The following is a 13,809-nucleotide window of genomic DNA, read 5'->3' on the forward strand; positions in this document are numbered from 1 at the left end:
TCGTTCATAATGAGTTCACATACGAAGTGTAAAGTATGACTCATAGATAGTTAGCGAGGAGGAATTTTTCATGAAAATGGCATGGAAAGAAATGAAAAAATATAAAATGCGTTATACGATACTAGGTTCGATCATATTCTTAATCAGCCTGCTGACTTTAAGTATTTCAGGTTTAGCTAACGGCTTGTCACAGGATAATGCCGCACTGATTAAAAATATGCCGGAAGGTACATTTTATATGGAAGAAAGTGCAGAAGAGAATTACAGTTTTTCCAGCTTAACGGATGAACAAATGAACGATGTGGAGAATGAAACAACAGATCCGGTATTCTTTTCTATTCAAATGGGCGAATTTAGTGATTCGGAAGAACAGAAACACAGTCTGGCGTATGTCAGTTCAACCGAATCTGACTACTTCCCCAATGTAGAATCTGGAGAAATTATTCTCGACCAGGCGTTTCAAGAAGAAGGCTTTGAAGTGGGGGATACAATCTCAAGTGAACTGTTAGATAAAGATTTAACAATTACAGATTTTAGAGCGCAGGAAAAATTCAGCCACTCATCAGTTGGTTTTATTAATAACGATGATTTCTTTGAAATGTATGGAACAGACACATTCCAAATGGCATTTACACCCGATTCTAATCAGACAATTGATGAATTATCAGGTTTCAGCAACTCGGATTTCTTAAATACAATACCAAGCTACAGTGCAGAACAGCTGTCACTCAATATGATTATTGTATTCTTGTACGTCATCAGCGGTATGCTGTTTGCAATATTCTTCTACATGATTAACGTTCAAAAACTGGGTACATTCGGAATCTTAAAAGCGATAGGGGTTAAGACATTCACTTTATTTAAAATGATGTGGGCTCAGATGATTATTATTACAATCATATCTCTGATACTTGCGATTGCCGTCAGTCAGTTATTCAATGTACTGGCACCGAGCGGTATGCCGTTCCACTTAACAATGAATACAGTGCTCTTATCTTCTGCAGCATTTATAGTCATTGGGTTTATCGGCGCAACATTATCGGGCATTCAAATTAAAAAAGTAGAACCGATGCAGGCAATTAATCAAGGAGGCGCGTAAAAATGAGTGTATTCCAATTAGAAGATATTAAAAAAGAATTTAAACATGGCAATACGAGCGAGCAAATTTTAAAAGATATAGATTTAAAATTGAATAAAGGTCAGTTAACGGCATTGGTCGGTGCATCAGGATCTGGTAAAAGTACGCTTTTAACTATTGCAGCCGGTCTGCAGAAACTGACTGACGGAACCATTTCATTCGGCGGTCAAAATCTTTCAAGCATGAATGATGAGCAAGTCCGTGAAGTCAGAGCTAAACATTTCGGCTTCGTTTTCCAACATGCTCATCTTGTACCGTTCCTTACTGTACAGGAACAGCTCGAATTGATGATCGATACGGCAGAACTAAAATGGTCTAAAAAAGATAAACAGTCCCGCATTGAAGATGTACTGAAAACTGTCGATATGTGGAATCACAAAGACAGCTTCCCTGAAAATCTCTCTGGCGGTGAGAAACAGCGCGTCGCGATTGCCCGGGCCATTATCCATGAACCGGAAATACTGTTCGCGGACGAACCGACTGCGAGTCTTGATTCTAAACGTTCTGTTGAAGTCATGGAACTGATTGAAAGACTGGCCAGTGAATTAAATATAACGGTCTTAATGGTGACTCACGATAACGACATGCTTAAATACGCAGAACGTATCGTTGAGATGAAAGACGGAAAAATTATCTAATTATGGTGAAGATGGGTGAGAAACCCATCTTTTTTTATCCATATACATAGTTTTAGAGTGTGCTCATTTAAGTTACAATGAAAAATAAAAAAGGAGTTTATATAGATGAGCAATGAAAAGAAGAACAAAAGCGGCTTTAAAATGCCGCATATATATGTCATTTTATTCGTATTCGGTATCGTTGCAGCTGCAGCGACGTATTTAATTCCAGCCGGTGAATTTGACCGGGTTGAATTAGAAAATGGCCGTTCCGCAGTTGATCCGGAATCTTTTACATATGTTGAATCAACGCCTACAGGCGCAGTAGAATTTTTAACGGCAATCCCAAGAGGTTTAGTCGATGCAGGAGAAGTTGTCTTCTTCACGCTGATTATCGGCGGCATGTTTATGGTTCTCCGAGAAAGCGGCATTATAGAAGTTGCAGTCGATAAACTCGCGCGTAAGTTCTCGTCGAGGAGTATTTTAATTATACCGGTACTGATTACAGTCTTTGCATCCATTGCGACACTGATCGGTACGGCGGAGTTGTCTCTGGTCTACATACCGGTTATTATTCCGCTGATTATTGCACTCGGCTACGATTCGATGACCGCAGCTGCAATTGCACTGTGCGGTACGGTAGTCGGTTATTCTGTCGGTGTTCTGAATCCTGTAAATACCGGTTTGGCACAAACGATTGCTGAACTGCCGACATTCTCAGGGCTTGGATTCAGACTGACCTTATTCGTTGTGGTACTGGCGATAACAATTTTATTCGTTATGCGCTATGCGAGAAAAGTTAAAAAGAACCCTGAAGCCAGCTTAGTTTACGAAGATGATGCAGAAAAACGTAAAACTTATACTTCAATTGGTGAACATGAACCATTAACGGCGACAAAACGTCAAATTGCAGGTGCCTTTACTGTACTCGTCTTTTTTGCAGTACTGATTTGGGGTGTGACGACCCAGGGCTGGTTCATGATTGAGATGGCCGGGCTGTTTATCATTATGGGTGTAGTGGTCGGCTTGATTTCAGGTTTAAACTTAACGCGTATCAGTGAAGCATTTACTAAAGGGTTTAAAGAAGTGTTAATGGGTGCAATTATCGTCGGACTGGCCCGCTCAGTAGCGGTGATTTTAGAAGATGGACAAGTGATGGATACAATTGTTAACGGTCTTGGTTCAGTCGTTGGCGACTTGCCGCCAACCTTTGCTGCAGCAGGCATGTACTTCGTTCAGCTGATTATTAACTTTGTGATTCCATCGGGCTCGGGACAAGCTTTAGTCACGATGCCGATCATGGCGCCGTTAGCAGATATGGTTGATGTTACGCGCCAGACTGCAGTTCTCGCCTTCCAGCTCGGTGACGGCTTTGCACATATCCTTTATCCGACAAGCGGTTATTTCATGGCTGCCTTAGCAATTGCGGGCGTTGAATGGCATAAATGGATTAAATTCTTTTTCCCGCTGTTCGTTATTTTCATGGTAATTTCATTAGGTGCTTTAACAGTGGCTCAAATTACAGGATGGTCTTAAATTTCATATAAAAAAGGAAATCCATAACGGATTTCTTTTTTTTTAATACTATTTATTTTTAAAGTTTTTAACTGCTTCACCAACGTCAGTGCTGCCATCGAGAATTTGAAGCTCTTTCCCTCTATTTTCTTCATTCGTTACGATTTCAAAAAGGACACTTGCAATATTTTCGCGGGAAACGTCTTTAATCTCATCAAAGTATAAATCAACATCAATTTTTCCGGAACCTGCTTCATCTGTCAGCATACCCGGATGAACGATCGTGTGAGTCAGACCTGAATTTCTTAAGTGAACATCTGCAAAGTGTTTGGCGATAGAATACGGTTTAATTTTAGCTGCTTCCGAAGTATCGAATGCTTCCCGTCGCGAGTCCCAAGTTGACACCATAACAAAGTGGTCAACGCCAGCTTGTTTACTTGCTTCAACTGCTTTTACTGCACCGTCTAAATCAACGATAATTGTTTGATCAGCGCCTGTGCTGCCGCCGGAACCGACTGAGAATACCACCTGTTCAAAGTCCTTCATTTGATTAGCGAGTTCTTCAATAGAATTTTTTTCAACATCGATCAGAGTTGCCTTCACATCTTTATTTTGTAAGTCAGCGATTTGTTCCTCTTTACGAACACCTGCTGTAAAATCTACAGAATTCTCTTTAAGCTGCTGAACGAGGTGCTGGCCAACTCCGCCATTTGCACCAATTACTAAAATACTCATTACTGCATGCACTCCTTTAAATGTTTATACTGTCAGTCTAACTTAAAAACTTGCGCAAAAGCTTGGATTTTGTTTCTGTAAACGGTCCGTAGCGTACGGGAATATCAAATATAGTGGTGTTCTTAACAATACTTTTCTCATGAGTGAAGGTATCAAAGGAATATTTTCCATGGTAATGTCCCATACCGCTGGCACCGACGCCGCCAAATGGCATATCGTGATGGGTTAAATGCATCAGCGTATCATTGATGCAGCCGCCGCCGAATGATAGCCGTGACAGCAGCATGTCCGACACGTGATCATTTTCAGTGAATATATAACATGCAAGCGGTTTAGGAAGAGTCTGCTGATATGCAATTAAATCTTCGAGGTGCTGATAGGTAATAATCGGTAAAATAGGTCCGAAGATTTCTTCTTCCATGACTGTTGAATCAAAAGTACTGTTTGGCAAGAGAGCCGGTGCAATTTTTTGAGCCTCTTCGTTTAAGCTGCCGCCAAGGACCATTTCATCTTCAAGCAGGCTGCTTAAGCGCTGGTAATGTTTTTCATTAATAATTTTAGGATAATCTTCACGATATTCAGCACCCTTGTAGCGTTCTTCTATTTCAGCGAGTATGCTGTCGATAAAGGCCTGCTTTTTTGATTCGTGAATAATCACGTGATCAGGGGCAACACATGTCTGTCCAGCATTTATAAATTTACCCCAGGCAATTCTTTTGGCCGCAATATCAATATTTGCTGATTCATCGATAATTGCAGGGCTCTTACCGCCGAGTTCTAAAGTGACAGGTGTTAGAGATTGACTGGCAATACTCATAATCTCCTTGCCGACACTCGTGCTGCCTGTAAAGAATATATAATCATAATTCTGTATGTTGACGTCATCGTGCGGTGTATCCGCTGGAAGACAGTGGATATATTCTTTGGCAAAAGTATAATTCAATATTTTCTCTATAATTTTCCCGGTGTGAGGACTCGTTTCCGAAGGTTTGACTACTGCACAGTTACCGCCTGCGATTGCGCCGATGAGCGGCATCATAGTTAAATTAAAAGGATAATTCCATGGTGATAAAATAAGAACGACACCGTATGGATCACGAAGGATATAATTTTTAGCAGGAAAACTCATCATGGATGATGAGATTTTTTTTGGTGCATTCCATTTCCTGAGATTTTTAATCACGTGATCGAACTCCTGGTAGACGATACCGATTTCCGTCATAAAAGCTTCGGCTGATGTCTTACCAAGGTCTTTATTTAAAGCTTCCAGTATCATTTTTTCATTGGACTGAATATTGGCTTTAAGTTTCTTTAGCTGACGTATTCGAAAGCTGACTGATTTAGTGTGCGCTTTAAAGTAATATTCACGCTGATCATTAACAATAGATTCTATCGTCATAATTGAACTCCTCTCAATAATTCTATATATCGTATTCCCTTTTATTTTGTTTTTAATAGGGTATATAGGATTATTCCCTATTTTAATACATATAAATAACTTCTGAAAATTTAGAGGAGCGGATCAGATGATAGAGTTCAAAAATGTAACGAAAAAATACGGCAGTAAAAAAGCTGTAGATAATGCAAGTTTTCGAGTAGAAGAAGGAGAATTTTTTGTGCTGATTGGTCCTTCGGGCAGCGGTAAAACGACGACGCTTAAAATGATTAACAGACTGATTCCGCTGACTGAAGGATACATATATTTTAAAGATAAGCCGGTCAGCGACTATGAGGTGTATGAAATGCGCTGGGATATCGGCTATGTTCTGCAGCAAATCGCGCTATTCCCGCATATGACAATTGGTGAAAATATTGCCCAAGTACCAGAAATGAAAGGCTGGAAAGACAAAGAGACATTAAGCCGCACAAAAGAGCTGATGGAAATGGCGGGCTTAGATCCGGATACATATATCGACCGTAAGCCGGCAGAACTGTCAGGCGGTCAGCAGCAGCGTGTTGGGGTAGTGCGGGCACTGGCGGCAGATCCCCCAGTTGTATTAATGGATGAGCCATTCAGTGCGCTCGATCCGATTACACGGGAAAGTTTTCAGGATGATTTGATTAAGCTGCAGCATGAAATAAAAAAAACAATCGTTTTTGTAACGCATGATATTCAGGAAGCTATGAAACTCGGTGACCGCATTTGTTTATTTAATGAAGGAAGAATTGAACAAATCGGTACACCTGAGGAATTTAAAAAACATCCGAAAAATAAGTTTGTCGAAGAATTTATCGGAAATCTTATAGAGCAAAGAGTCACTGCAGGTGATTTTGTCAGTGACAAGCATGTAACAGATAATATTGATGGATACCCTGAAATTGAAAGTAATATGGATATTAAAGAAGCTTATACATTATTTACAGAATATGAGACGGTTGCTGTACAAACTGAAGCGGGATTTAAACTGCTGAGCAGACAGGATATATTTAAGTATTTAACAGAGAAGCCGGGTGACAGCGCATGAGTACATTTTTAGAAACATTGAATTCCAGAAAAGGTGAATTGTTATCAACGCTGATTGAACACATACAAATTTCATTTATCGCTTTGCTGATTGCAGCACTGATTGGTATACCCCTTGGTATTATTTTAACTAAAACGAAGCGGACGGCTGAAGTCGTTATAAATATCGCTGCAGTACTGCAGACGATACCGTCGCTGGCCTTACTTGGATTAATGATTCCGCTGTTTGGGATTGGGGTAGTACCGGCGATTATAGCGCTCGTTATTTATGCGTTACTGCCGATTCTGAGAAATACTTATACTGGTATTGCAGAAGTGGATGAGTCGCTGACTGAAGCGGCTCGTGGTATCGGGATGAAACCGATGCGGCGTCTTATAAAAGTGGAAATCCCGATTGCGATGCCCGTCATAATGGCAGGCGTCAGGACTGCTATGGTGCTGATTATCGGTACAGCGACACTGGCTGCTTTAATCGGTGCCGGCGGACTGGGTGACTTAATTCTCCTTGGGATAGACAGAAATAATACGCATTTGATTTTAATTGGAGCAATTCCTGCAGCGCTGCTTGCGATTGTCTTTGATGTTGTACTGAGAATGATTCAGAAACTGTCTTATAAAAAGGGAATAACGCTTATCGTTACTATATTTACAGCTGTCCTGCTAGTTGCCTTGGCTCCGCTCTTATCAAGCCGTGGAGACAGCATTACAATAGCCGGTAAACTGGGCGCTGAGCCATCGATTATAACGAATATGTATAAGATTCTAATAGAAGAAGAAACAGACTACAGTGTAAATGTTGAAGACGGGATGGGTAAAACAGCCTTCCTATTTAATGCATTGGAATCGGATGAAATTGACGGCTATTTGGAATTTACAGGTACAGTGCTCGGTGAACTGGTGAATATACCGCCGGACTCAAATGAAGCGGGTGCAGTATATGAACAAGCGAACACAGCACTGGATGAACAATATAATATGACTATGCTGGATCCAATGGCATTTAATAATACTTATACACTGGCTGTTAAAAGAGAATTTGCAGAAGCGAATGGTCTTGAAACGATTGGAGATCTTAAAAGTGTAGAAGATATCATTAAACCAGGCTTTACTATGGAGTTTAACGACAGGGAAGAAGATGGTTATCCTGCCATACAGGAGGCTTATAATTTAAACTTTAACGATGTAGTGACTATGGAACCGCAGCTTCGCTATCAGGCGATTGAGAGCGGTGATATTAATCTGATGGATGCTTATGCTACAGATGCAGAGCTGAGAGAATACGACATGATTATTTTGGAAGATACTGAAGCGGTATTTCCGCCTTATCAAGGGGCACCGATGTTTAAACAGGAATTCCTGGATGAGCATCCTGAGATTATCGACCCTTTAAATAAACTGGGCGGTCAGATTACCGATGAAGAAATGCAGGATATGAATTATCGTGTTTCGGTAGAAGATGAAAGTCCTTATGATGTTGCAAAAGAGTATTTAGAAGAAAATAATATTTTAGAATAAATAATCCGTACGTCAGCTATTCCCTCGAGGAAAGCTGACGTACGGATTTTATCTGTTATATATTCTGTGAGCAGTTGTCCGAGTTTTTGACTATTTAAAACTCTTCATATTCGTTTGGGTTTTGATTATCGATACGGCCTTCTTCTTTTGTCAGGGCATCGATGTTCTCCATTTCTTCATCTGTCAGTTCAAAATCAAAAATATTTATATTTGCCAGCTGGTGTTCAGAACTGGAGGCTTTAGGGATGGGCACAACACCATGCTGATAATGCCAGCGTAATATAATTTGTCCAATATCTTTATTTTTCTTCTCGGACATATTTTTCAAAGTCTCATCGTGAATAACAGTGCGTGCACGTGACAAAGGACTCCAAGCTTCAGTGATAATATTATTGTCTTCGTTAAAAGCTCTGACTTTAGCCTGATTAAAATAAGGATGCATTTCAATCTGATTGACGACAGGTTTTACGCCGGTTTCATCGATTAGACGATTGATATGCTCGGGTTCAAAATTAGAGACACCAATCGAACGTACAAGGCCATCCTTTTGAGCTTGTATCAGTGCTTTCCATGCCTCGACATATTTATCCTGCTTTGGGTTTGGCCAGTGCAGCAGGAACAAATCGATGTAGTCGAGCCCAGTACGATACAGGGATTCTTCAATTGATGCGAGCGCTTTGTCATAATCATATAAGCCGCCGCGCAGTTTGGATGTGACGAATAATTCTTCTCTGTCTACACCGCTTTGTCTGATACCTTCACCGACAGCACCTTCATTATCGTAGCGAATAGCAGTATCGATTAGACGATATCCATTTTTAATAGCATCACTGATATCTGAAGCGCCTTTACGTCCATTCATATATACTGTGCCAAAGCCAATGGCAGGTATTTTGTATCCGTTATGGAGTTCATATTCGGGTATATTTTGTGTCATGAAATCAGCCTTTCTTTCTTTAATAGTTTAATTATCAATCAAATTTGAGAAAACATAAAAGAATCAGCTCATCATTAATTTTCGTGCTGACTTTCCTCGTAGCGTAAGCGCTGACGATAACCATAAGTACTTTTCTGAATGGTTTCTTTATCCTGCAAGCCGGCACCAATTGCTCCGGCAACGGTTGTAATCGATGCTGCAAACCAGGCAAGCTCTAAGTAAAATTGAATGCCTATATTGTCAGCCTGCAGAGTTTCAGCAACGAAATCAGGCGGCAGTAAAACCGCACTGCCTGCAAGGAAAAGCAAGTAGAGCAGCAGGTAGTAAAGCAGCAAGGAAATAAATAAAGTCAGCAAAGTCGTACTGTTATACAAAGAAACAATACGCCGGCTTTCTCCTTCTTTCTGATTTTCCCACAGGTCATGGGAAAATATAATCCATATCAGCATGCCGATAATTGATAGTACTGATACTGCCACCAGGCGCCAAGTCGGAAACAGATAGGATAAATTCCACATCGTAGAGAATATAATACCGAATGAGCCGGTAGCAAAAGCAATGGCTGTGACACCGCTTAAGCTTTGCATCATGTTATAGGGGTTGTTTGAAAATGTCATGCCGCTGATCAGCCTGGCCATACCGCCAATTTTAGAACGCATATAAAAAAGCAGGTGTTTTTCTTTGGAGTTCTCGATATATCCTCTTGAAGATTTAAGTTTAGAAAAGGTGAATAGATTATTTAATGCATGGACTTCCTGTTTTATATGGTATTCATTATCGGCTGTTTTATCGATAATGCTGACGGTATTAATAATGGCATTTTTAATTTTCTGTTTCATGGGTCTCCAGCCGAAAGCCGGCAAAGATATCATGGAAATGCCCTTTGTGGTATCAATATCAATAACGACAGGTTTATATTCATAGAAAAGCGGTAAGTCTGTCAGACTGATTAAATAATCCAGACTGTTTTCCCTAAGGTATTCATCAATACGTGTATATATTTTCTCTGAGAGTTCGGTCTTTCCTGTCAGAGGATCGGTAAAGATATCGATTTCCCAATCACTGCCGTCTGCCAGCTCGGCTTTTAATTCAGCAGTTAACTCGTCCTTAATTTTATTTACAAAATCTGCGGCAATGCCGGGTGCTGTGACTAGTGCGAGACGTCTCATTATTTACCTCCTCAAGTACTTTCATTCCAGTCATTATCTTCCTGTAATTTTTCATGACGGTAGGCCTGTCTGTATGAATAAGTGACATTTCTTATCTTCTCTTCACTTTCTGCAGTTGATCCAAGTGCACCTGCCATCATGCCGAGGGATGTAGTGAACCATATTAGATTCATATAGTTTGGCACTGTTGAATTGGCATCAGACTGAGTCCAATCATTGAATAGAGCAGGCGGCACAAATATAGTGATAGAAATAGTCAGCAGAATGTAAAGAATGATGTAGTTAGCAAAAGTGATGAACAAGAGTGTCATAAATGTCGTGAAGTTATATAAACGCCGGTAATGATGGTGCGTTTTATAAGACGAAGGTTCCCATAACTTATGCGCATACATCAGCCAAATAACCATACCGATGATTGAAAAAAACGTGAGTAATATTAGCCGCCAGGGCTGATAATCAATACTGAGCTGCCAAGGGTTAGAAAAGATTGCGATATAAGTGCCGGTAGCAAAAGCAAGGGAGACCAGAGTTTTAAAATTAGTAATAATTGTCCAGGGCTCATTAATATAAGTCATACCTAAAAGGAGCTTCAGCCAGCCGAGAATGTATGAGTTAATAATATAGCGCTGTGTACTGTCGCTGCCTTTTATTGGCGTTTCTAAACGAGTCTGTCCAACTTTTGGTGTTGATAAATCATCGCTGGTCTTAGATGTGTTTTTATCAAATTTATAAAGATATTCCAAGTGGTGAATAATCATCCTTTTTAACTTGGTTTTTATAAAAAGGAAACCCAGGGAGGGCAGAGAAAGCAATGATACCGACTTTGGAGAATTAAATTCGGAAATGACAACCTGCCGGTGAGATAAGCTGGGCAGATCGCTGACAGCCACGACAAAATCCCAATCATTCCGTTCTTTAATCGCTACCATGTTATGAACGGATTCATTTATATATTCAGACGAACTGGTCAGGACACTGACTTCCATTTCGAAAGTCCATTGGCAATCACTGCTTATATTTTCTGCAGCCAGTTCAGACAGATCATCAATAATGTTATCCAGCAGTTTTTTTGGCAGGCCGGGTGCTGGTATTAAGCCGACTTTAATCGCGGTCATAAAATTCTCCTTTCGTAAAAAAAATGAATGAAGCAACAATAAAATATTACCCTGTTTTAAGAGTTTTTAAGCTGATTTTGTCTAATGTGAACAAAATCACATTATATTATCGTTCTTTCTCCTATGTTGTCTGAAAATTTAGATGATATAACAAGAGTAAGCAAGAAAATCATTTTGGAGGTAATAAAATGGCAAAACTACAAGACAAAGTCGTCATTATCACAGGTGGTATTTCAGGAATCGGAAAAGCATCAGCAGAATTGTTTAATAAAGAAGGCGCAAAACTAGTACTTGTTGACCTGGACGAGAATAAAGGGAACGAAGCGGCAAAAGAAATCGGCGGAGAAACGATTTTCGTGCAGGCAGATGTTACTAGTGAAGAAGATGCAAAAAAAGTATTTGATACAACTATAGAAAAATTTGGACGTGTGGACATTCTATTCAATAACGCTGGTATTGGTGTAACTAAAGCAACGCACGAAGTTACTTACGCTGAATACCGTAAAACGGTAAATGTAGACCTCGATGCAGTGTTCTTGTATTCTAAACTGGCAATAGACTACTTCCGTGAGCAGGGCAGCGGAAATATTATTAATACAGCATCGATGTACGACTGGATCGGTGCCGCAGGTAACGCTGCATATAACGCTGCAAAAGGCGGAGTCATTAACTTAACACGCTCACTGGGTATTGAGTACGCAGCAGAAAACATTCGTGTGAATGCACTTTGCCCGGGCTTCATTGATACACCGATTATTCCGGTTGAAATGAAAGAAGCACTGATAGGAATTACACCAATTGGCCGTCTGGGTACATCCGAAGAAATGGCTAAAGCGGCGTTATTCTTAGCGTCAGATGATTCTTCATTCATGACAGCAAATACACTCACTGTAGACGGCGGCTTTACAGCGCAATAATAAATTACGAAAGCAATTAAAGGCTGAGGTTGCAACCTCAGCCTTTTTCTTGCGCAATATAGAAGTTTAGCTGATAAAACATTGTTTATGTTCTATATAAATTATGGTATGATATATTTCATTATTCAGAAAATTAGGTGTTGCCATATGTCCATGGATTTTATTCTATCTGTTTTACCGCCAGTTATTGCAATTGCACTCGCATTTATTACAAGAAATGTTATTATCTCATTATTTATAGGCTGTCTGGCTGGTGTTCTTATTATTTTAAATGGTAATGCGTTGATAATGATACAAACACTTATCGGTGATTACTTTTTTGTTCAGCTGACTGAGGGGTACAATGCAGGTATAATTGTTCTGTTGTTATTTATAGGTGGATTTGTTACTTTAATTGAACAATCCGGAGGTGGACAGGCATTTGCCGGAATGTTCATTAAGTATATTAAGACACGTGTATCTGCTCAACTCGGCGCTTTTATAGGCGGACTGATTATATTTTTCTCAGATCTTGGATCACCACTGATCAACGGTCCCGTATTTGAATCTATTTTTGATAAACTGAAAATTTCCCGAGAAAAACTCGCTTGGATTATTGACTCCACAGCATCTCCAGTAGCAGTTATGATTCCATTTATAGGCTGGGGAGTATACATAATGGGGCTGCTAAACTCACAAATCGAGCAATTATCTTTAAACATTACCGACTGGGATTTATTTATGCAGTCTCTGCCGTATTTTATTTACCCTATACTTGCTGTTACAGTCGTACCAGTGATCATACTTTCAAAACGTGAGATTGGTCCAATGAGAAAAGCTGAGATTCGAACGCTTCAAGGTAAAAAGTACTGGGATCAATCGAAACCGATGAGAAATTCAACATTGCTTGGTAGTGATTCAAAGAAAGCCAAACCCATCATGGTATGGCTACCGCTTTTCGTTATGTTGGCTGTACTAGTTACTTTACTCATACCTCTCGGATTTCCATTTGGACAAATTGATGGTAATGGCTTTAGAGTGGCGCTAACGACTTCTTATTTTCTGGCAGCAATGGTCATGATTGCTTTACTCGTCTACTATAAAGTTGATACTGCAAATAATGTATTTACCATTTATCTGAATGGTATGAGTAAGATGACTCAGATTATTATCGTGCTTATTTTAGCATGGTCTCTTGGAGCTATTATAGATGAACTCGAAACAGCTAGTAACATTGCACAGTTATTGGATGGTAATGTTCCTGCATTTATCATTCCAGCATTGATTTTAATTGTTGGTGCCTTTATGTCTTTTGCAAGTGGATCTTCATGGGGGACTTTTGCAGTTATGATGCCGTTAGCTATTCCACTAGGCGAATATTTTAATTTACCATTAATGATTTGTGTAGGTGCAGTTATATCTGCAGGGCTTTTTGGCGATCACTCGTCACCTATTTCTGATACTACAATTTTATCGTCGACTGGTGCAGGCTCAGATCTTACAGATCATAACAAAACACAAATACCAATATCTTTAATGAATGGTGGAATTACATTAATCACGCTGCTAATCGCGCCAATTCTAACGGTACCTTGGCTCGTTTTCCTGAGTATCGCACTTATGATTGTTTGCGTATTTATATTTGGGCGGAAAATAATTATAAAACAAGAAGTATAGAATTTATAAGTTAAATAGAAACAGCTTGGAG

Annotated in this window: 12 protein-coding genes; 7 read left to right on the forward strand and 5 right to left on the reverse strand. The window is 39.8% G+C overall.

What is annotated here, in order from left to right; genetic code table 11:
- Nucleotides 1–70 precede the first annotated feature (70 nt).
- From IEU81_RS07585 to IEU81_RS07595, 3 genes are all read left to right on the forward strand, one after another.
- Nucleotides 71–1,099 carry an FtsX-like permease family protein gene (locus tag IEU81_RS07585; RefSeq protein ID WP_186089463.1) on the forward strand — a complete coding sequence of 343 codons (1,029 nt, stop codon included), beginning with the start codon at nucleotides 71–73 and terminating at the stop codon, nucleotides 1,097–1,099.
- 2 nt (nucleotides 1,100–1,101) lie between these two features.
- Nucleotides 1,102–1,776, forward strand: coding sequence for an ABC transporter ATP-binding protein (locus IEU81_RS07590; protein WP_186089461.1), 675 nt, complete (start codon nucleotides 1,102–1,104; stop codon nucleotides 1,774–1,776).
- Nucleotides 1,777–1,881: 105 nt separating this feature from the next.
- On the forward strand, nucleotides 1,882–3,291 hold the full coding sequence (locus IEU81_RS07595) for a YfcC family protein (protein WP_092595830.1): 1,410 nt from the start codon (nucleotides 1,882–1,884) through the stop codon (nucleotides 3,289–3,291).
- 48 nt (nucleotides 3,292–3,339) lie between these two features.
- Here IEU81_RS07595 and IEU81_RS07600 read toward each other — a convergent pair whose 3' ends face one another.
- Entirely contained in the window at nucleotides 3,340–4,005 is a 666-nt protein-coding gene (locus tag IEU81_RS07600) for an SDR family oxidoreductase (protein ID WP_092595828.1), read from the reverse strand.
- Between the two features lie 37 nt (nucleotides 4,006–4,042).
- Nucleotides 4,043–5,497, reverse strand: a complete 1,455-nt coding sequence (locus tag IEU81_RS07605) for an aldehyde dehydrogenase (protein ID WP_308807834.1) — start codon at nucleotides 5,495–5,497, stop codon at nucleotides 4,043–4,045.
- A 34-nt stretch (nucleotides 5,498–5,531) separates the two neighbouring features.
- Here IEU81_RS07605 and IEU81_RS07610 point away from each other — a divergent pair, with 34 nt between their 5' ends.
- A complete protein-coding gene (locus tag IEU81_RS07610; protein WP_186089459.1) occupies nucleotides 5,532–6,470 on the forward strand; it encodes an ABC transporter ATP-binding protein in 939 nt (312 codons plus the stop codon).
- Nucleotides 6,467–7,984: an ABC transporter permease/substrate-binding protein gene (locus IEU81_RS07615; protein ID WP_092595822.1), complete on the forward strand. Its 1,518-nt coding sequence runs from the start codon at nucleotides 6,467–6,469 to the stop codon at nucleotides 7,982–7,984. Before IEU81_RS07610 ends, IEU81_RS07615 begins: the two co-directional genes overlap by 4 nt.
- Nucleotides 7,985–8,078: 94 nt before the next feature.
- On the opposite strand, the gene IEU81_RS07620 is transcribed toward IEU81_RS07615, so the two are convergent.
- The 3 genes from IEU81_RS07620 to IEU81_RS07630 all read right to left on the reverse strand — a co-directional run bounded on the left by IEU81_RS07620 (nucleotide 8,079) and on the right by IEU81_RS07630 (nucleotide 11,205).
- Complete coding sequence (locus IEU81_RS07620; RefSeq protein ID WP_092595820.1) at nucleotides 8,079–8,921, reverse strand: aldo/keto reductase; 843 nt, start codon at nucleotides 8,919–8,921, stop codon at nucleotides 8,079–8,081.
- A 74-nt stretch (nucleotides 8,922–8,995) separates the two neighbouring features.
- Nucleotides 8,996–10,090, reverse strand: a complete 1,095-nt coding sequence (locus IEU81_RS07625) for a 5,10-methylene-tetrahydrofolate dehydrogenase (protein WP_186089458.1) — start codon at nucleotides 10,088–10,090, stop codon at nucleotides 8,996–8,998.
- An 11-nt stretch (nucleotides 10,091–10,101) separates the two neighbouring features.
- On the reverse strand, nucleotides 10,102–11,205 hold the full coding sequence (locus IEU81_RS07630; RefSeq protein WP_186089456.1) for a hypothetical protein: 1,104 nt from the start codon (nucleotides 11,203–11,205) through the stop codon (nucleotides 10,102–10,104).
- 188 nt (nucleotides 11,206–11,393) lie between these two features.
- On the opposite strand from IEU81_RS07630, the gene IEU81_RS07635 reads away from it, so the two are divergent.
- Together IEU81_RS07635 and IEU81_RS07640 are read left to right on the forward strand one after the other, a co-directional pair.
- Nucleotides 11,394–12,122 carry an SDR family NAD(P)-dependent oxidoreductase gene (locus IEU81_RS07635; protein WP_186089454.1) on the forward strand — a complete coding sequence of 243 codons (729 nt, stop codon included), beginning with the start codon at nucleotides 11,394–11,396 and terminating at the stop codon, nucleotides 12,120–12,122.
- A 147-nt stretch (nucleotides 12,123–12,269) separates the two neighbouring features.
- Complete coding sequence (locus IEU81_RS07640; RefSeq protein WP_186089453.1) at nucleotides 12,270–13,778, forward strand: Na+/H+ antiporter NhaC family protein; 1,509 nt, start codon at nucleotides 12,270–12,272, stop codon at nucleotides 13,776–13,778.
- The last annotated feature ends 31 nt before the right edge of the window (nucleotides 13,779–13,809 follow it).

The sequence above is a fragment of the Jeotgalicoccus aerolatus genome (assembly GCF_014635205.1).
Lineage (GTDB): Bacteria > Bacillota > Bacilli > Staphylococcales > Salinicoccaceae > Jeotgalicoccus > Jeotgalicoccus aerolatus.